This window comes from Streptomyces sp. SAI-135 (assembly GCF_029893805.1).
Lineage (GTDB): Bacteria > Actinomycetota > Actinomycetes > Streptomycetales > Streptomycetaceae > Streptomyces.
In genome coordinates this window covers 8,616,422-8,634,082 of the sequence record NZ_JARXYP010000002.1, presented here as the reverse complement: position 1 = coordinate 8,634,082, position 17,661 = coordinate 8,616,422, and the positions used below count along the sequence as shown (strand labels likewise).

General features: G+C 70.3%; 18 protein-coding genes and 2 pseudogenes. 14 read left to right on the top strand and 6 right to left on the bottom strand.

What is annotated here, in order from left to right; translation table 11 throughout:
* Positions 1-23: 23 nt before the first annotated feature.
* The gene (locus tag M2163_RS43595; RefSeq protein WP_280897412.1) at positions 24-662 is read right to left on the bottom strand and encodes an HD domain-containing protein; all 639 of its coding nucleotides are present in this window, start codon (positions 660-662) and stop codon (positions 24-26) included.
* Between the two features lie 135 nt (positions 663-797).
* Between M2163_RS43595 and M2163_RS43590 the strand changes: the two genes are divergently transcribed.
* The 8 genes and pseudogenes from M2163_RS43590 (at position 798) to M2163_RS43550 (ending at position 8,768) form a co-directional block, all read left to right on the top strand.
* Entirely contained in the window at positions 798-1,772 is a 975-nt protein-coding gene (locus tag M2163_RS43590) for a GlxA family transcriptional regulator (RefSeq protein WP_280896833.1), read from the top strand.
* A gap of 157 nt (positions 1,773-1,929) precedes the next feature.
* Positions 1,930-2,529: pseudogene (locus M2163_RS43585) on the top strand (serine hydrolase domain-containing protein); the annotation flags it as partial.
* 188 nt (positions 2,530-2,717) lie between these two features.
* Positions 2,718-3,914: an MFS transporter gene (locus tag M2163_RS43580; protein ID WP_280896832.1), complete on the top strand. Its 1,197-nt coding sequence runs from the start codon at positions 2,718-2,720 to the stop codon at positions 3,912-3,914.
* A gap of 98 nt (positions 3,915-4,012) precedes the next feature.
* On the top strand, positions 4,013-4,660 hold the full coding sequence (locus M2163_RS43575) for an HAD family hydrolase (RefSeq protein ID WP_280896831.1): 648 nt from the start codon (positions 4,013-4,015) through the stop codon (positions 4,658-4,660).
* A gap of 115 nt (positions 4,661-4,775) precedes the next feature.
* On the top strand, positions 4,776-5,663 hold the full coding sequence (locus M2163_RS43570; RefSeq protein ID WP_280896830.1) for an NAD-dependent protein deacetylase: 888 nt from the start codon (positions 4,776-4,778) through the stop codon (positions 5,661-5,663).
* Positions 5,664-5,706: 43 nt separating this feature from the next.
* Positions 5,707-6,309 carry a hypothetical protein gene (locus tag M2163_RS43565; RefSeq protein WP_280896829.1) on the top strand — a complete coding sequence of 201 codons (603 nt, stop codon included), beginning with the start codon at positions 5,707-5,709 and terminating at the stop codon, positions 6,307-6,309.
* A 296-nt stretch (positions 6,310-6,605) separates the two neighbouring features.
* Entirely contained in the window at positions 6,606-7,373 is a 768-nt protein-coding gene (locus M2163_RS43555) for an MBL fold metallo-hydrolase (protein ID WP_280896828.1), read from the top strand.
* Positions 7,374-7,529: 156 nt separating this feature from the next.
* A complete protein-coding gene (locus M2163_RS43550) occupies positions 7,530-8,768 on the top strand; it encodes a GNAT family N-acetyltransferase (protein ID WP_280896827.1) in 1,239 nt (412 codons plus the stop codon).
* A gap of 37 nt (positions 8,769-8,805) precedes the next feature.
* On the opposite strand, the gene M2163_RS43545 is transcribed toward M2163_RS43550, so the two are convergent.
* Positions 8,806-9,240: a helix-turn-helix domain-containing protein gene (locus M2163_RS43545; RefSeq protein ID WP_280847335.1), complete on the bottom strand. Its 435-nt coding sequence runs from the start codon at positions 9,238-9,240 to the stop codon at positions 8,806-8,808.
* A gap of 130 nt (positions 9,241-9,370) precedes the next feature.
* Between M2163_RS43545 and M2163_RS43540 the strand changes: the two genes are divergently transcribed.
* From M2163_RS43540 to M2163_RS43530, 3 genes and pseudogenes are all read left to right on the top strand, one after another.
* Entirely contained in the window at positions 9,371-10,249 is an 879-nt protein-coding gene (locus M2163_RS43540; RefSeq protein WP_280896826.1) for an aldo/keto reductase family oxidoreductase, read from the top strand.
* Between the two features lie 46 nt (positions 10,250-10,295).
* Entirely contained in the window at positions 10,296-10,529 is a 234-nt protein-coding gene (locus M2163_RS43535) for a hypothetical protein (RefSeq protein ID WP_280896825.1), read from the top strand.
* Positions 10,484-11,314 (top strand): annotated as a pseudogene (locus tag M2163_RS43530) (acyl-CoA dehydrogenase family protein); the annotation flags it as partial. The gene M2163_RS43535 and the pseudogene M2163_RS43530, both read left to right, overlap by 46 nt.
* Positions 11,315-11,429: 115 nt before the next feature.
* On the opposite strand, the gene M2163_RS43525 reads toward M2163_RS43530, so the two are convergent.
* The gene (locus M2163_RS43525; RefSeq protein ID WP_280896824.1) at positions 11,430-11,966 is read right to left on the bottom strand and encodes a TetR/AcrR family transcriptional regulator; all 537 of its coding nucleotides are present in this window, start codon (positions 11,964-11,966) and stop codon (positions 11,430-11,432) included.
* A gap of 75 nt (positions 11,967-12,041) precedes the next feature.
* Here M2163_RS43525 and M2163_RS43520 point away from each other — a divergent pair, with 75 nt between their 5' ends.
* Genes M2163_RS43520 through M2163_RS43510 form a run of 3 tightly spaced genes read left to right on the top strand, consistent with a single transcriptional unit; the run spans position 12,042 to position 14,843 of the window.
* Complete coding sequence (locus M2163_RS43520) at positions 12,042-13,091, top strand: aldo/keto reductase (protein ID WP_280896823.1); 1,050 nt, start codon at positions 12,042-12,044, stop codon at positions 13,089-13,091.
* On the top strand, positions 13,088-13,807 hold the full coding sequence (locus tag M2163_RS43515; RefSeq protein ID WP_280896822.1) for a DUF998 domain-containing protein: 720 nt from the start codon (positions 13,088-13,090) through the stop codon (positions 13,805-13,807). The genes M2163_RS43520 and M2163_RS43515 overlap by 4 nt, the downstream gene beginning before the upstream one ends.
* 10 nt (positions 13,808-13,817) lie before the next feature.
* Positions 13,818-14,843, top strand: a complete 1,026-nt coding sequence (locus M2163_RS43510) for an aldehyde reductase (RefSeq protein WP_280896821.1) — start codon at positions 13,818-13,820, stop codon at positions 14,841-14,843.
* Positions 14,844-14,855: 12 nt separating this feature from the next.
* Here M2163_RS43510 and vanX read toward each other — a convergent pair whose 3' ends face one another.
* The 3 genes from vanX to M2163_RS43495 are packed head-to-tail and all read right to left on the bottom strand — an operon-like array spanning position 14,856 to position 17,519.
* Positions 14,856-15,494, bottom strand: a complete 639-nt coding sequence (gene vanX / locus M2163_RS43505; RefSeq protein WP_280896820.1) for a D-Ala-D-Ala dipeptidase VanX — start codon at positions 15,492-15,494, stop codon at positions 14,856-14,858.
* Complete coding sequence (vanA, locus tag M2163_RS43500; protein ID WP_280896819.1) at positions 15,491-16,531, bottom strand: D-alanine--(R)-lactate ligase; 1,041 nt, start codon at positions 16,529-16,531, stop codon at positions 15,491-15,493. Before vanA ends, vanX begins: the two co-directional genes overlap by 4 nt.
* Positions 16,524-17,519: a D-isomer specific 2-hydroxyacid dehydrogenase family protein gene (locus tag M2163_RS43495; protein WP_280896818.1), complete on the bottom strand. Its 996-nt coding sequence runs from the start codon at positions 17,517-17,519 to the stop codon at positions 16,524-16,526. The genes vanA and M2163_RS43495 overlap by 8 nt, the downstream gene beginning before the upstream one ends.
* Positions 17,520-17,661 lie beyond the last annotated feature (142 nt).

Genomic DNA, 17,661 nt, shown 5'->3' with positions numbered 1-17,661 from the left:
CGGCCGCTCCCGTGTTTTCCTGGTCAGCGCGGCCAGGGAGCTTCGAGGACGCGCTCCACCATGGACGTACGGCGATAACCGGGTACGAAGTGCTCCAGGACGTCCGCGTTGACGGTTCCGTAGGTGGTGTCCGGGCGGTCCTTGAGACCGTCGACGAAGGCCTGCAGGAACTCCTTCTTGAAATCGCCTCGCGGATGCGCCGCGACGATCTCGTCCGTGCGGTCCCGTTCCAGCTCCTCCAGCCCCCAGCCGATCGCGTCGGTCAGGACGCCGTAGTTCGTGGCGGCGACCTCGGGCTCCATCCGGCCCGGGATCCCGGGCGTCGTGTGCAGGGCGATCGCCCGCCAGACCACCTCGGCGGCGTCCGCCGAGAACCCGCGGTCCAGCAGGAACGTCCGCGCGTGGTCGGCGCCGTCCACCTCGAATCGCTGCTGCTCGTCGCGGAACGGGATCAGAAGGCCCACGTCGTGGAACATCGCCGACACGTAGAGCAACTCGGGGTCGGGCCGCAGGTCCCGGGCACGCGCGTGAAGGGAGGCGAAGAGAAACACCCGCCGCGAGTGGTGGAAGATCAGCGGGTTGGTCCTCTCCCGCAGAAACTCCGTGGCCTCCGCGACGGGCGAGGTCCCGGGTACTTCCACCCCTGCGATGATGTCGGTCATGGTGTCCGCGCTTTCCGATGCGATGTACGACGAGTGGATCGTGCGCCCGTTCTCCACGGTGCCGACGACGCCGTCCACGGCGCCGCCTCGGTCCGGCCATGCCCCACTCGAATCCGGTCATCCCAGGGTGGCCCCGTGAGCCCCGCCCCGCACCGCGTGGCGATCCTGGTCTACGACGGGGTCAAGCTGCTGGACGTCGTCGGCCCGGCCGAGGTGTTCGGGGAGGCGAACCTGCTCGGCGCCGACTACCGGATCAGCCTGCTGTCGACGACGGGCGCCGACGTCACCTCGTCGGTCGGCATGCGCATCGCCGTCGACGGCATCGCCGCCACACCGACGACCCCCGACACGCTCCTGGTGCCGGGTGGAGCCGTCTATCCCAGGACACCGGTCACCCGCGACCTGGCCGAGGCGACGAGCAGCCTGGCGGCCCGTGCCGGCCGGGTCGCCTCCGTGTGCTCGGGCGCGTTCGTCCTCGGAGCGACCGGGCTCCTGGACGGCAGGCGGGCCACCACCCACTGGAAGATCGCCGGCGAACTCGCCCACCGGCACCCCAAGGCCCGGGTCGAGCCCGACGCCATCTATGTGCGCGACGGCACGCTGTACACCTCGGCGGGCGTCACCGCGGGCATCGACCTCGCCCTCGCGCTCGTCGAAGAGGACCACGGCCCCGACGTCAGCCGGGAAGTGGCCCGCTCCCTGGTCGTCTACCTCCAGCGCGCGGGCGGGCAGTCACAGTTCTCCGCGCCCCTGCAGGGCTCACCGCCCCGGTCACCCGCCGTGCGCAGAGTCGTCGACCTGGTCACCGCGGATCCCGCCGACGACTACTCCCTCGCCGCCCTCGCCGGACGGCTCAACGTCAGTACGCGCCACCTCACCAGGCTGTTCCGGGAGGAACTGGACACCACACCGGCCCGCTACGTCGAGTCCATCCGCTTCGACATCGCGAAGTCGTTCCTCGACCAGGGGCACACCGCCACCCGGGCGGCAGCCATGGCCGGCTTCCCGAGCTACGAGAGCCTGCGCCGCGTCTTCGCCCGGGAGCTGTCCATCAGCCCCGCGGCCTACCAGCGCCGATTCGCCACCGCCCGCCGCGAGCAGTCCGGATAGCTCGGCGAAGGGGGCAGCGCCCGGGCGGGGCCCCTCACGGTTGCGGCATCGCGTGGATCGCCGTTTCGCGGCGCAGGCGGTCACGCGGGCGGCTCGGGCCCTCGTCACGGATGGTGACGTGGCTGCCCCGTCCCCGAGCTGGAAGAGGCACCGGCACGTGAGATCTCGTATCCCCGCCCGTCGCGCCGTCGCCGCGGCGCTGCTCGCGGTGTCCCTGTTGACGCCGCCGGCGGCGACCCGGCCACCGCGGCCCGAGCCCCCCGCACCGCACCGGTCCGCCGACGACGGCCCCTCGCGGGAACTCGACCGTGCGCTCGCCACGCGGCTGGACAAGGCCATCGAGAAGGTACGCCGGCAGGCCGGCATCCCCGGCGTCGTCGCCGGACTGTGGATGCCCGGCAAGGGCAGCTACGTCCGCGCGACCGGCGTCGCCGACAAAGCAACCGGCGAGCCCATGAACACCGACGTCTTCGTCCGGATCGGCAGCGAGACCAAGTCCTTCACGGCCACCGGGCTGCTCGAACTCGTCGACGACGGACGGATCGGACTCGACGGCCCGATCTCCCGGTACGTCCGCCATGTGCCCGACGGGCACCGGATCACCTTGCGCCACCTCGCCGAGATGCGCAGCGGTCTCTTCCCGTACACCGAGGACGCGGACTTCCAGCACGACCTGCTGAGCCACCCGCAACGGTCGTTCACCCCGGAACAGGTGCTGGCGTACGGCTTCAAACACGAGAACACCTTCGCGCCCGGCGTGGGAGGGGGCGTCCGCCTGGCTTTGGTCGTGGGGGCCGCCCGGTCGTACACGTGGCACGTGATCGCGGGCCAGTGATCCGTCCCCCTTTCAACCAACGCCGATGGCTATGTAGATTTGTACACAACTGCTGGATGCGGGGCCTGTCGCCTGCCCGCCCTCCCTTCCGAGCCCCGCGGAGCCTCCACTTGACCGACCTCGCCGTGCGCAGGCGCCGCCAAGCCCTCTACCTGTTCTTCTTCCTCCCGGGCATCGCCATGTCCTCCTGGGTGACGCGCACTCCCGATGTACGGGACCAACTGGGCGTCTCCACCGCGGAGATGGGGCTGATCCTGTTCGGCCTCTCCGTGGGTTCCATGATCGGCATCCTGTGTTCCGGCCGCTTCGTGGAACGCCTCGGCACGCGCCCCGTGATCGTCCTCGGCACCGCTCTGATCATCTCGGCCACGATCGTCATCGGCGTCGGCAGCGCCATGTCGTCGGCTCCCGTGGTCACAGCCGGGCTCTTCCTGTTCGGCGCGGGCATGGGCTCGGGCGAGGTCGCGGTCAACGTGGACGGCGCCGACGTGGAACGCCTCACCGGCGCACCGGTTCTGCCCACACTGCACGGCTGCTTCAGCCTGGGCACGGTGGTGGGCGGACTCGCCGGGATGACCGCCACGGCCGCCGGCACCCCCGTCCACTGGCACCTCGCCGTCGTCACCGTCGCCGCCACAGGGATGCTGCTCCACGCCGCACGGGCCCTGCCTGCGGGCGTCGGCCGCAGCGCGCGGTCACGGACACCGGACCCGGCAGAGGACTCCCGCCCGCAGGTCTGGAAGGACCGCAAACTGCTGCTCATCGGCGCCATCGTGCTGGCCATGGCCCTGGCCGAGGGAGCGGCCAACGACTGGCTGCCGCTGCTCATGGTGGACGGCCACGGCCTCGACGCCACAGCCGGCTCACTGGTCTACGTCGGGTTCGCCGCCGCGATGACACTGGGGCGCTTCTGCGGCACGTTCTTCCTCGTACGCTTCGGGCGCGCCGGCGTCCTGCGCGCGAGCGCCCTCTCCGGTGCCCTCGGGCTCGTCCTCGTGATCTTCTCCGACAACGTGGCCGTGGCAGCGGCCTCCGTTCTCTTCTGGGGACTCGGGGCCTCCCTCGGCTTTCCGGTCGCCCTGTCGGCGGCCGGCGACTCGGGGCCCGACCAGACCGCGCGCGTCTCCCTGGTCGCCGTCATCGGCTACGTCGCCTTCCTCGTCGGGCCGCCGGCCCTCGGCTTCCTGGGGGACCACTACGGGCTCCGTACGGCCATGGTCGCGGTACTGGTGTTCGTCGCCTCCGCCATTCTGATCGCGCCCGCCGCCGACACCCGCGAGCGCGCCACGGCGCCGCTGGACGCCTGAGGCCGGCCGGAGGCGGGCCGGGGTTCACCGACCCCACAGCAGTCCGAGCGGGACACACCCGTACCGGTCGCTCACCGCGCCCAGTAGGGTCCATCATCGTGAGACTCGCGATCTTCGATCTGGACGGCACCCTGGTCGATCGCACCGGCGCCTTCGCCGATGCCATCACCACCCTGAGCCATGACCACGGTTACGGCCCGGAGATCGAACAGTGGCTGCTGACCGAGCTGGCCGACCACGCCGAGCGCGGTGACTTCGACCGGCTGCGCGCCACCTTCCCCGTCAGCGAGAGCGCCGACCACCTGTGGCGGGTCTACATCGACCGCATGGCGGCCGCCATGCACTGCCGCCCCGCGGTCCTCGACAGCCTGGAGCGTCTCAAGGAGGCGGGCTGGAGCATCGGTGTCGCCACGAACGGCGCCAGCGACATCCAGCGGGCCAAGATCCACGCCACCGGCCTCTCCGACCTCATCGACGGCATCGCGGCCTCCGGTGACATCGACATACGCAAACCCGACCCGCGGCTCTTCGAACTCGCCGCCGCGCGATGCGGTACGCAGCTCACTCCCGGCGACTGGATGACCGGCGACAACCCGGAGACCGACATCGCCGGCGGCCACGACGCGGGGCTGCGCACCATCTGGGTCACCGGCCGCCCCTGGCCCGACGGGCTGGTGACACCCCACCACACGGTCGACGACGTCGTCGAAGCCATCGGCTACCTGCTCGACCAGGACGGTGCATAGCCTGGGAGGCGGCCGCCCGGCGCCACCGCGTCCGCCTGCGCCGGTCGCGGGCGGCGAGCAGGACTCCGAGATCAGCTCGCCGCACGGAACGGCGCGGTTTCGTACCCTGGCACGCATGCGGACCCGTCCCACACTGCACTGGACCCCTCCCCCGGACCTGCCACCGGGCACCACCGACCTCCAGCCGGTGGTCGACGCGCTCGGCGCCGGGGGTGTGCTGGTGCTGACCGGGGCGGGCATCTCCACGGAGTCGGGCATCCCCGCCTACCGGGGCGAGGGCGGGAGCCTGAGCCGGCACACGCCGATGACGTACCAGGACTTCACCGCGAGCCCGCAGGCACGGCGCCGCTACTGGGCGCGCAGCCATCTGGGGTGGCGCACGTTCGGCCGTGCCCGTCCCAATGCCGGGCACCAGGCCGTGGCCACGTTCGCCCGGCAGGGTCTGCTCGCGGGTGTGATCACCCAGAACGTCGACGGTCTGCACCAGGCCGCGGGCGCCGAGGGGGTCGTAGAACTGCACGGGAGCCTGGCAAGGGTCCGGTGCCTGGCCTGCGGGGCGCTCACCTCGCGCCACGAGCTCGCCGTACGGCTGGAAGGGGCCAACGCGGGGTTCCGGCCGGTCGCCGCGAGCATCAACCCGGACGGGGACGCCGACCTGACCGACGAGCAGGTCGCCGACTTCCGCGTCGTGCCGTGCGCGGACTGCGGTGGCATCCTCAAGCCCAACGTGGTGTTCTTCGGCGAGACCGTGCCCGCGCACCGGATCGAGCACTGCCGGCAGTTGGTGCGAGCGGCGACTTCCCTGCTCGTGCTGGGGTCTTCGCTCACCGTGATGTCCGGGCTCAGATTCGTCCGTCAGGCGGCTCAGTCGGACAAGCGGGTCCTCATCATCAACCGGGACCCCACGCGCGGCGACCAGCTCGCCCACACCCGCGTCAGCCTCCCGCTGGGGCCCGCCCTGTCGTCGGTCGCAGACTCCCTGCGCCTGTGCGGCGACGGGTAGTTGGCCCCGTAGGCGACCATTGTCGTGGCATCGTGGCCGAGTGATGCGTGGAGAAGAAGAGGAGTGGCTGGCCACCCAGCGTCCGTCGCGCGTGCGCGAGGTGCAGGCCGGTCGGCTGGCCTGGACCGAGGTGGACCTGATCGACATCGCGAGCGGCTCCGCGCCCGCGCTGCGGAACGGACTGGAGGTCTTCGGCGTCCAGGTGAACCACCTCCGGGTCGGTCAGCCTCGCCACCTGGTGGCCGCGCTGGACGGCACCCGACCGATCGCGCCCTACGTGATCATCTCCTGTCACGGCGACGAGGGACGCATCCTGCTGGAAGACCTCGCCGAGGAACTGGCCGGGTTCCAGCCGTTCAACGGTGCCATCGGACCGGACGGTGTCCGCGCACACTTCCGGCTCCCCGGCAGCGTCACCCTCGTCACCGGCTGCGACACGGGGGACCCGGCACTCGCCGACGCCTTCCTCGACGCCGGCGCCGGTATGTACATCGCCCCTCGGGGCGCCCCGTTCGGCTACGCCGGTGTGTTCGCCCCGTTGTTCTTCTTCTACGAACTCACCGAGATGCGCACCCCCGCGGAGGCCGTCGCCCGCCTGCGCGCACACGACGACGAACTGGCCATGTGGCAGCTCTATCAGCGCTGAAGGCCGAGGCCGAGCACGCCCTGCGCTGAAACCTCCTGGGCCGGGCCAGTGGACGCACAGGCCGTCGCCGCCCACCTCCGGTTCACCGAAGCCGCCGACTTCGGCCGCTTCTTCCGTCACCGCGCCGGCATCACACCCGCGGCGCACCTGTCCGGCAGTCGAGACCGCCGTGAGCCGGTCGGCGCGCCACGGGCACCCCCGGCGACTCGCCTGCGCACGGTCGGCGAACGGCGAACGGCGATGAGTTTCGCCGAGGATCGCAGTCTCAGCACGGTGACCGAGCGATGGGAGTCGAGATGGGCAAGCTGCGTCAGGTGGCCGACGGCGTCTGGGTCCGGCAGAGCGAGTGGGTGTGGAGCAACTCCGTCGTGGTGCGCGGGGACGACGGACTGATCCTGGTCGACCCCGGTATCAACGGCTCCGAACTGGACGACCTCGCCGATGCCGTGGACCGACTGGGTGTGCCGGTGGTCGCCGGGTTCTGCACCCATCCGCACTGGGACCACCTGCTCTGGCACGACCGGTTCGGCGACGTGCCGCGCTACGCCACCCCGGCCGCGGCCCACCTCGCCGCCGCGGCCCGGGAGCGGGCCCGGGCGATGGCGGCGGAGAGCGCGTCCGGCGTCCCCCTCGATCTGGTCGGCCTGCTCACCCCGCTGCCCGCGAGCGGCACCCCCGTGCCGGGCGAGATCGTCGAGCATCAGGCGCACGCCGTGGGCCACGCCGCGATCCTGCTCCGGGACCGTGGCGTCCTGGTCGCGGGCGACATGCTCTCCGACGTGCTGATCCCGCTCTTCGACGTACGCCAGGACGATCAGGTGAGCGCCTACGAGAAGGCGCTCGACCGGCTGGACGAAGCGGCCCGGCACGTCGATGTCGTGATCCCCGGTCATGGTGCCGTTGCCGAAGGGCCCGAGGTGGCGGCACGCCTCGCCGCTGATCGCGCCTACATCGACGCGCTGCGGCGAGGGGAGGAACCGTCCGACACACGTCTGGGACCGCATGCGGACTGGCTCTACGGCCCCCACCGGTCCAACCAGGAGCAGGCGCGAGGCGGACGGTAGGGCCTGCCTCGGCCGCCCCGTGACCTGACATCGCGCGCCCTGAACAGCCCCCACCCGAGCCGTAATTGGTTTGACCGGGACGAGCGCCGACGCTGCACTGTGGCCAGGCCCGCGAGTCGGTCGTGGTGCCGGTACTCCGAGGAGGCAGCGGCAGCGATGGACATACGCCCCACGACCGACGAGGATCTCGACGTCTTCGTCGACACCGTCCATGCCGCGTTCGGACGCTTCCCGGAGACCCCGGTCGAGGGCGGCGGACTGTGGTGGTCGGCGCTCGAGACGGACCGCTGTCTGCTGGCCCTGGCGGCGGACGGGCGGCCCGTCGGCACCGCCGCCACCTACCCCTTCGAGCTCACCCTGCCCGGTGAGACCCTCGTGCCGGCCCCCGGGGTGACCGCCGTCGGCGTCCTGCCCTCGCACCGGCGCCAGGGCGTGCTCAGCGCGATGATGCGGCATCAGCTCACCGACCTGCGGGCCCGCGGGGACTTCCTCTCCGTGCTGCTGGCCTCCGAGGCCCCGATCTACGGCAGGTTCGGCTACGGACCGGCGACCTACACCCAGCGGCTGACGGTGGAGCGTCACCGCGCCGCCCTCACCCGCCCGCGGGCACGGGCGTCGGCAGCCACCGCCGCACCGGCGACCGGTCCGGACCAGGGCACGGTCGAGGTGCTCGGTCGCGCCGACTGCGGGGACATCCTGGAGGACGTCTACGACCGTTACCGCCGCGCCCAGCCCGGCGCGCTGTCCCGGCCGCACCGCTGGTGGGCCCTGCGTGCGGGGCAGCCCCCGATCTCGCCGGCACAGCGTTACATCGCCCTCCACCGGGACGCCGACGGCGTACCGGACGGGTACGCCAGCTACTCGATCGACGAGTCCAGGACCCTGAAGGTCGACGAGACCATCACCGGCGACGACGCCGTCTACACCGCTCTGGCCCGTTTCGTGCTCGGCCACGACCTGGTCTCGCGTGTCGTGTTCCACCACGTCCCGCCCCGGCATCCGCTGCGCTGGCAGCTCGCGGACTTCCGCGCCGCCGAGGTCGGTGGTGACACGGACTGGCTCTGGGTACGACTGCTGGACGTCCCGCGTGCGCTGACCGCGCGTGGCTGGTTCACGGACGGTGAGCTCGTCCTCGACGTCGAGGACCCCTTCCTCGGCGAGCACGGCCGCCACCTGCTGACGGTGCGGAACGGCAAGGCCGACTGCGTCCCGACGGACCGGGAGCCCGACCTGTCCCTGGACGTGAGCGACCTGGGCTCGGTCTACCTCGGTGGCACCGCCGCGAGCACCCTCGTGCGTGCCGGACACATCCGGGCCCACCGCCCGGAAGCGGCCGCCCTCGCTGACGCCCTCTTCCAAGCCGACCGGCCCCCGCACTGCCTGCACTGGTTCTGACCCCCGACGCGGCAGTGGAGCCCCAGCACGCCGCCCGCTAGGAAGCCGCCGCGTCGTGCTGCTCACGGCTGGTGCGGACCTGGTCCATGTGCGTCTGCGCCCACTGCCTGAGCCCTCGTGTCACCTGGTGCAGTGAGAGGCCGAGGTCGGTCAGCTCGTAGGTGACGGTCACGGGCACCGTGGGCGTCACGGTCCGGGTGAGCAACCCGTCGCGTTCCAGGGCCCGCAGGGTCTGGGTGAGCATCTTCTGGCTGACGCCTGCCAGCAGCCGGGCGAGTTCGGAGTAGCGCATCGCCTTCGGAGCGTGCGAGGCGCCGGGCTGCCCGGATGCGTCGCCCCCCAGTGCGCACAGGATCAGGACGACCCACTTGTCCGAGATCCGGTCGAGAAGCTGGCGGCTGGGGCACACCGCGAGGAACGCGTTGTACTCCGCCTTGGCCTGCGCCTTCTTGTCGGCCTTCGTGCTCGTCACCGAACTCACCTTCAACCTCTGGGGAAGTTAGGCACTTCAAAGTGCCTACTTCCCGATGGGAAGCAACTCTCCAAGACTGTGGCAAGGGGAACGGAGAGACCACCCCCGGCGAAGAACGAAAGGCACCGCGATGGCCACCACCTGCACACCTCCCCTTCCCGGCGGAACATGGACGTTGGGCGACTCCCCCGTCACCCGGTTCGGCTACGGCGCGATGCAGCTCGCCGGGCCGTGGGTCATGGGGCCGCCGGACGACCACGAGGGCGCCCTGGCCGTCCTGCGCGAGGCGCTCCACCACGGCATCACCCACATCGACACCAGCGACGCCTATGGACCGCGCATCACCAACGAGCTGATCCGCGAGGCGCTTCACCCCTACCCCGAGTCGCTGTTCATCGCCACCAAGGTGGGCGCGACCCGGGACGCCCAGGGCGGTTGGCCCACGGCGCGGCGCCCCGAAGACCTGCGCAAGCAGGTCCACGACAACCTCGACTCCCTCGGTGTCGAGGTTCTCGACCTGGTCAACATGCGCATGGGAGACGCGCAGGGCCCCCGGCCCGGCTCGATCGCCGAGGCTCTCGGCACCCTGGCCGAACTCCAGCGCGACGGACTGATCCGCCACCTGGGCGTCAGCAACGTGACCGCGCAGCAGATCGACGAGGCGCGCGGCATCGCCCCGATCGTGTGTGTGCAGAACATGTACAACCTCGCCCACCGGCACGACGACGACCTCATCGACCGCCTCGCCGCCGACGGCATCGCCTACGTGCCGTACTTCCCCCTGGGCGGCTTCACGCCGCTGCAGTCCGAGGCCCTCTCGCGGGTCGCGAGCAGGCTTCGGGCGACGCCGATGTCGGTCGCGCTGGCCTGGCTGTTGCGGCGCTCGCCGAACATCCTGCTCATTCCCGGTACCCGTTCCACCGTCCACCTGCGCGAGAACATCGCAGGCGCCGGGCTCCGGCTCTCCGACGAGGACGTGGCCGAACTGGACGGCATAGGCCCGACGTAGCGGTCCGCGGCCCGCGAGCGGCGCGCTGCGCGACGAAGTAACGCAGATGCAGGAGTTGCACGGTGCCCACGGTAGAGGGCTGACTGTCGCCCTGGAGCAGTACACCCCGCACCTGGCCGCCCGCGGCCTGGACGTCACCGGCCTCGCCGACCGGGTGCACCTCGCCGCCGACGTGAGGGAAGCGGTCCGGGACGCGGACGTCGTCCAGGAGAACGGCCCGGAGCGCGTCGAGTTCAGCGCGACCGCTGGCTGCCGGCGATGGCCGCGATGGACAAGATAGGCGCGTTCGCGATGACCGAGCCTCTCGGCGGCTCCGACGTCGCGGGCGGCGTGCGCGCCACCGCCCGGCGCGAGGGCGACACCTGGGTGCTGAACGGCGCCGAGAAGTGGATCGGCAACGCCACCTTCGCCGACCACGTCGTGGTCCGGGCGCGGGACGAGGACGACAACCACGTCAAGGGCTTCGTCGTGGACAAGGGCACGCCAGGATTCGACCCGGTGAAGATCGAGAACAAGCTCGCCTTCCGCATCGTCGAGAACGCGGAGATCACGCTCACCGACGTCCGCGTCCCGGAGGCCGACCGCCTCCAGAACATCAACTCGCTCCGCGACGTCGCCGAGATCCTGCGCGCGACCCGCGCCGGAGTGGCCTGGCAGGCGCCCGGCGTCATGACCGGCGCCTACGAACTGGCCCTCGACTGCGCGCGGGAGCGCCGGCAGTTCGGCCGTCCCATCGGCGGCTTCCAGCTCGTGCAGGACCTCCTGGTCAAGAGCCTCGGCAACATCACCGCGTCCTGGGGCATGCTCGTGCAGCTCGCCCGTCTCCAGGACGCCGGCATCTTCCGCGACGAACACTCCTCGCTGGCCAAGGCGTTCGTCACCTCGCGGATGCGGGAGGTCGTCGCCTGGAGCCGTGAGATCTTCGGCGGCAACGGCATCCTCCTGGACCACGACGTGGCGCGCTTCTTCGCCGACGCCGAGGCGATCTACTCCTTCGAGGGCACCCGCGAGATGAACACCCTGATCGTGGGCAAGTCGATCACCGGTCAGAGTGCCTTCGTGTGAGGAGCGACGGTCGGCGCGGAGACCGCGCCAAGACGTGACAGTCCGACGGCGGAACGCGTGCGTCGATGCCCCGGGGCCCTGTGCCCCGGGGCTTCTGCGTCACCGGGTGCGATGTCTACCGGTGCGTGCGGAGTCCGTCGAGGATGAGGGCGAGCATGCGGGGAGCGCGGTCCTGCGGGCCGGGTGCGGCGCGCCAGAGCGCGCCGGTGAGCTGGAGGAAGTCACCGGGGTCGGCGTCCTGGCGGATGCTTCCGTCCTTCTTGCCGGCGTCGAGGAGTTCCGTGATGGCGGCGACGACGGGGCCGTAGCTCTGCTCGCTGATGGCCTGGTGCGCACCCGGGCTGAGGGCGTCCCCGAGGCCGTGCTTCCTGCGCATGGCCTCGACGAGGTCGGTCGTCCAGAGGCGGAGCGCTTCCAGGGGCGCCGTTTTCGCCAGGAGCTCCGGCACGGTGGCGATGATGCGGGCGACCTCGTCCTGGTAGACGGCCAGGACCAGTGCTTCGCGGGTGGGGAAGTTGCGGTACAGGGTGCCGGCGCCGACTCCTGCGCGCTGGGCGATCTGGTTCATCGACGTGCTGCCGTCCGCGGTGAGTGCTTCGCGGGCGGCCGCGAGGATGCGCGCCCTGTTCTCACGGGCGTCTGAACGGACCACGGGACCTCACCTTGCTAAGTGGAGAGTTCTCCACTACGTTATGTGGAGAGCTCTCCGCATACTCTAAGGAGCGTCATGCAATACATCAAGCTCGGCACCACCGGTCTCGACGTGTCACCGATCGCCATCGGCGCGATGACCTACGGCGAGCCCGACCGGGGCCACCCCGTCTGGTCGAAGGGGGAGCAGGAGGCACGCCCCCTCATCAGGCACGCCCTGGAGGCGGGGATCAACTTCTTCGACACCGCCAACATGTACTCGAACGGCTCCAGCGAGGAGATCCTCGGCCGCGCGCTGAAGGACTACGGCGACCGCGACGCCGTGGTGATCGCCACGAAGCTGCGCCATCCGATGCGACTGGGGCCGAACGGACGGGGGCTGTCGCGCAAGGCGATCATGACCGAGGTCGACCATTCGCTGCGCCGCCTGGGCACGGACTACATCGACCTCTACCAGATCCACCGCAACGACCACGCCACCCCGTGGGAGGAGACCCTGGAGGCGCTCAGCGATCTCGTCAAGGCCGGCAAGGTCCGCTATCTCGGCGCCTCGTCCATGCACGCCTGGGAGTTCGCGAAGGCCCTCAACCTGCAGAAGCAGCACGGCTGGGCGCGGTTCGTGTCCATGCAGAACCACTACAACCTGCTCGCCCGCGAGGAGGAGCGGGAGATGATCCCCCTGTGCCTGGACGAGGGCGTCGGCACGATCGTCTGGTCGCCGCTGGCCCGCGGCCGCCTCGCCCGGGGCTGGGACGACGCCCGCTCGACCGCCCGCTCCGAGACCGACGGGGCCTACGCGGACCTGCTCTACGCACCCGCACAGGAGGCGTCCAACCACGCGATCATCGACGCGGTCGGACAGGTCGCCGACGCTCACGGCGTCAGCCGCGCCCAGGTCGCGCTCGCCTGGCTGCGCCGCCAGTCCGTCGTCACCGCCCCCCTGGTCGGGGCCGGCTCCCTCCACCAGATCGACGAAGCCGTGGCCTCCCTCGACATCGAGCTCACCGACGACGAGGTGCGCGCCCTGGAGGCGCCGTACACCCCCCGCTACGACTGGCAGGGCGTCTCCGACGAGGCCGAGATGGAGGCCATCCGGCAGCGCGTCCCCGGCATGGCCCTGGCATGACCCCCATCGTCCGCTCCGGCGCGGCCGCCCGCGCCGGAGCCCTCCTCATCCTGCTCGGCCCGCTCGTGTCCTGGATCGCCGAGTTCGTCACCTCGGCCGCATGGCAGGACCCGCCGTACTCGCCCCTGCACAACTGGGTCAGCCACCTCGGCCTGACCGGCCCGCCGCAGACCGCGTTCGGCCAGGTCGCCAACTCCCCCCTCGGCGCGGTCATGGACACCGGTTGGGTGGTCTACGGCGTCCTCCTGATCGTCGGCGTCCTCCTCGTGTTCGATCCGCGCCGGGGCGTCCGCCCGACCGCCGTCGTGATCCTCGCCGTCCTCGCCGGTACCGGTGTCGCGCTCGTCGGTACCTTCCAGGGCTCCGAGGCCAACGTCGACAACGGCCTGATCGTCTTCCACACCTTCGGCGCACAGGGCGTCATGCTCGCCGGAAACGTCATGGCGATCGTGGTCGGATCAAGCGGAGCCCGCATCGGTCTCAGCCGGGGACGGTCGATCGCGAGTGTCGCACTCGGCACCGCCGGACTGCTGGCGTTCCCCCTCTTCATGGCCGACGTGTTCACCGGCTGGATGTGGAACGTGGGCATGTTCGAACGCGCCGTGATCTACCCCATCATGATCGGCCACGCCCTCCTCGGAAGCAGCCTGGCCGCCGGCCGGCGGCGTCGAACGACCCACGTGCCGACGCCTCTCGACACCCGATACGCGAATTGAGGAGAAACAGATGACACAGGTACTCGTCACCGGAGGCACCGGCTTCATCGGAAGCTGGTGTGCGCTGGCCCTGCTCAACGCCGGGCACACCGTCCGCACCACCGTCCGCGACCCGCGGCGTGAGCCGGCACTGCGCTCCTGGCTCCACGCGGCCTCGTCGTTCGACGACGAACGCCTCACGGTCGTACGCGCCGACCTCGAACACCCCGACGGCTGGGACGACGCCGTCGCCGACTGCGAGCACGTCCTTCACGTCGCCTCGCCGACTCTGCGGCAGGGCCGCCCGTCCAGCGACGACGAGTTGGTGGTCCCGGCACGGGAGGGCGTCCTGCGGGTGCTGCGCGCCGCCCGCGACGCCGGCGTGCGGCGGGTCGTCCTGACGAGTGCCTTCGGTGCCGTGGGAATCGGGCATCCTCCCCGCTCGACCCCGTTCACCGAGGAGGACTGGACCGACGTCGACAGCGACATCCCGCCCTACCAGCGTTCCAAGACGCTCGCCGAGCGTGCGGCCTGGCAGTTCGTCAAAGAGGAAGGGGGCACCCTGGAACTGGCGGCAGTCCACCCCGTCGGGGTCCTCGGCCCCCTCCTCGGCCCCGACGACCCGCCGTCCCTGCGTCTCGTGCGCAGAATGCTCGAAGGACGCGTGCCCGCGTGCCCTCCCTTCGGCATGGGCTTCGTCGACGTGCGGGACGTCGCGGATCTGCACCTGCGCGCGATGACCGATCCGGCAGCCGCAGGCGAACGCTTCCTCGCCGTCGCCGGACACAGCCTGCGCGTCGTCGACATCGCGCGCATCCTGCGCGACCGCCTGGGCGAGCGCGCCGCGAAGGCCCCCACCCGGGAACTGCCCGTGTGGCTCGCCCGCGCCCTCGGCACCGTGAACCCGGAACTCCGTCTGCTGCGACACCAGTTGGGCCGGGATCTCGACGCCACCAGCGCCAAGGCCGAACAACTCCTCGGCTGGCGGCCCCGCCCCATCGAGGACACCATCGAGGACACCGCGGAAAGCCTGCTCGCCCACGGCATCGGGGCATGACGGGCACGCCGGTCACGGACGGCCGTCGTCGCGTCGCCGACTCTGGCCGATCGGGAAGTCGAAGTAGGTGTCCGGATAAGGCTCGCGCCTGAGCGTGTAGTGCCACCACTCGCACTCGTACGAGCTGAAGCCGCAGTCCTCCATGACCGAACGCAGATGTTCGCGGTTTCGCGTCTCGACCTGGTCGATCCCCGTCGCCCCATGGTGGGAGCGGGGATCCATCAGGTCGTGACCACCGCCCATGGGGGCGAGTTCGCCGGTGTCCAGGCGGTACAGGGTCACGTCGACGGTGCTGCCGCGGCTGTGGCCCGACAAGGTGGCCACGTATCCCCGCTCGAACATCTGGGAGCGGTCGATGTGCGGATAGTGGCGTGACTTCGTCCGGCCGTCCTCCGGCAGTCGGGACCAGCGCACGAAGCAGTCCACGGCGCGCTGCGGACGGTAGCCGTCCCAGAGCAGCAGGCCGAAGCCGAGCGATCCGGCCTTGTCACGCGCCTCCCCGAGTGCCGCACACAGGGCCTTCGTGCCGACGATGCGGTTCACCAGGTACCCGTCCACCGGTCTGCCGGTGAAGTTGTCCCAGGTGGCGTACTTGGCGTCCCAGCGTATTCCGGGGACGAGTTCGTCCACGAAGGCGAAGTCCTCGTTCATCGCGGCTCCGCCGCCAGTGCCAGAGCCACCAGTCGGTCGATGACCTCGGTGAGCGGGAGGTCCGCGGCCGCCATCATCCTCGGATAGCGGCTGTACGACGTCATACCGGGGAACGTGTTGACCTCGTTGAGGACCACTTCGCCGTCCTCCTGGAGGAACATGTCCACCCGCGCCAGCCCCCGGCACCCCAGGGCGCGGTAGACGGCCGTCGCCCGCTCCACGACGAGCGACCGCGCCTCCCCCGGAATGTCGGCGGGAACGACGGCCACGGAATTGTCGGACCCGGTCTCGGGCCGGTCCTCCTGGTGGATCCTGAAGAACCCGTGGGAGAGCGCGATGTGGTCCACCTCCCCCGCGATCAGGCCCCGCTCGTCCCCGAGGATCGCGCATCCGATCTCGCTGCCCGCGACGGCCTCTTCGACCAGCACCTTCGAGTCGTACTTCCGGGCCGCCTCCACCGCGCTCAGGAGTTCCTCCTCCCGGGAGACCTTGGTGACGCCGAAGGACGATCCCGAACGGGCCGGCTTCACGAAGACGGGGTAGGTGACTCGGCCGGGATCGATGTCCTCGTCCGCCGAGACCGTCCAGTGCTTCGGGGTACGGATTCCCGCGCTCGCGGCCACGAGGTAGGCGAGGGACTTGTCCATGCACAGCGCGGAACTCTGGATGTCACAGCCGACGTAGGGGATGCCGGAGAGTTCGAGGAGGCCCTGTATCGCGCCGTCCTCGCCCAGCTTTCCGTGCAGCACCGGCAGCACGACGTCCAGGCCGATCGTCTCGTACCGCCCCCGGTCGAGGACGAGCAGTCCGCGGACGCCGCGGTCCGGTGACAGTACGGCCGGGCGGAGGTCACCGCTCTCCCAGTCCTCGTCGGGCCCGTCGCAGAGCCGCCAGTCACCGCTCCGGGTGATGCCTATGCAGAACGGCTCGTACTTCTCGGCGTCGAGATTCCGCGCGACCTCTCGCGCCGATTTGACGGAGACCGGGTGTTCCTCGGAGCAACCGCCAAAGACGATGCCGAGTTTCAACTTAGCCATGCTGATTCCGTCCTTCGAACTTCAGACAATTGGTGATCGAGTTCTCGACCACGTCGAACAGCGCGTGTTCCGTGTAATACGCGGTGTGCGGTGTGATGAGCACGTTCGGCATCTCCTGCAGCCGCAGCAGCGCCTTGCTCTCGACATGCCTGTCACGGCAGTCGGAGTAGAAGATGCCTTCTTCTCCTTCGACGACATCCAGTGCCGCACCGCCCAGCCGTCCGATTTCCAGTGCCGAGACGAGGGCTTCTGTGTCGATCAGTGGGCCACGGCCGGTGTTCACGACGAAGGCTCCGCGCTTCATCCGCTCGATCCGTTGCCGGTCGAGAAGATGGTGCGTTTCGGGGGTGAGCGGTGCGTGGAGTGTCACGATGTCGCTGAGCCGCAGCAATTCGTCGAGCGAGACGTGGTCGGCGTGTTTTTCGGGGCGACGGTCGTACGCGAGTATGAGGCCGCCGAAGCCCCGCAGCCTCTGCACCACCGCTGTGCCGATGCGTCCCGTTCCGACCACCCCGACGGTCAGGTCGCGAAGTTCCTTCCCGCGTACCTCGTTCAGCCGGTAATCGTGGCGGTCCGAGCGGCGGACCGTGGTTTTCGCGTTGCGCACCGCCATCAACATCATCATGAGCGTGTAGTCGGCCACGCTGTCGGGCGAGTAGGTGACGTTCTCGACCGAGATACCGACGCTTGCCGCGTATTCCACGTCGATGTGGTCGCACCCGATGCTCCGCGTCGAGATGTACGTAACGCCGGCTCGACTGAGAGCGCGCAGCACCGGATTGCGGATCCGGGTCTTGTGCCCGACGCTGATGCACCGGTTCCCCGATGCCAGGTCGGTATTGGTTTCGGATACCGCCGCCTCCGTGACGGTGAGTATGACACCGAAGCGGAGTGCCATCGCCCGGAACAGCGCAGCCTCGTCCTGAGCGCATCCGTAGACGGTGATACCCGGCGCCCGCCGTCTTTCGGGCTGTTCGGTGTGGGTCATGCCCCCAGCCAAGACGGTGGAGCGTTGCCGGAGCGTATGCGGTTTTGGATACGCCGACGATATGCAACAGGCCGATAGCGTCGAGCACATGACTATGCTGATCCTGCATCCGATGGCATTTCTCCCGCACTCGTTCTCCCGG

Bases quoted from the DNA above. Each gene is read 5' to 3' on its own strand.
- vanA (WP_280896819.1), bottom strand. From the start codon at position 16,531: ATGGCTAAGTTGAAACTCGGCATCGTCTTTGGCGGTTGCTCCGAGGAA.
- vanX (WP_280896820.1), bottom strand. From the start codon at position 15,494: ATGAACGAGGACTTCGCCTTCGTGGACGAACTCGTCCCCGGAATACGC.
- M2163_RS43565 (WP_280896829.1), top strand. From the start codon at position 5,707: ATGCGTGGAGAAGAAGAGGAGTGGCTGGCCACCCAGCGTCCGTCGCGC.
- M2163_RS43535 (WP_280896825.1), top strand. From the start codon at position 10,296: ATGCAGGAGTTGCACGGTGCCCACGGTAGAGGGCTGACTGTCGCCCTG.
- M2163_RS43555 (WP_280896828.1), top strand. From the start codon at position 6,606: ATGGGCAAGCTGCGTCAGGTGGCCGACGGCGTCTGGGTCCGGCAGAGC.
- M2163_RS43570 (WP_280896830.1), top strand. From the start codon at position 4,776: ATGCGGACCCGTCCCACACTGCACTGGACCCCTCCCCCGGACCTGCCA.
- M2163_RS43540 (WP_280896826.1), top strand. From the start codon at position 9,371: ATGGCCACCACCTGCACACCTCCCCTTCCCGGCGGAACATGGACGTTG.
- M2163_RS43595 (WP_280897412.1), bottom strand. From the start codon at position 662: ATGACCGACATCATCGCAGGGGTGGAAGTACCCGGGACCTCGCCCGTC.
- M2163_RS43520 (WP_280896823.1), top strand. From the start codon at position 12,042: ATGCAATACATCAAGCTCGGCACCACCGGTCTCGACGTGTCACCGATC.
- M2163_RS43495 (WP_280896818.1), bottom strand. From the start codon at position 17,519: ATGACCCACACCGAACAGCCCGAAAGACGGCGGGCGCCGGGTATCACC.
- M2163_RS43550 (WP_280896827.1), top strand. From the start codon at position 7,530: ATGGACATACGCCCCACGACCGACGAGGATCTCGACGTCTTCGTCGAC.
- M2163_RS43515 (WP_280896822.1), top strand. From the start codon at position 13,088: ATGACCCCCATCGTCCGCTCCGGCGCGGCCGCCCGCGCCGGAGCCCTC.
- M2163_RS43510 (WP_280896821.1), top strand. From the start codon at position 13,818: ATGACACAGGTACTCGTCACCGGAGGCACCGGCTTCATCGGAAGCTGG.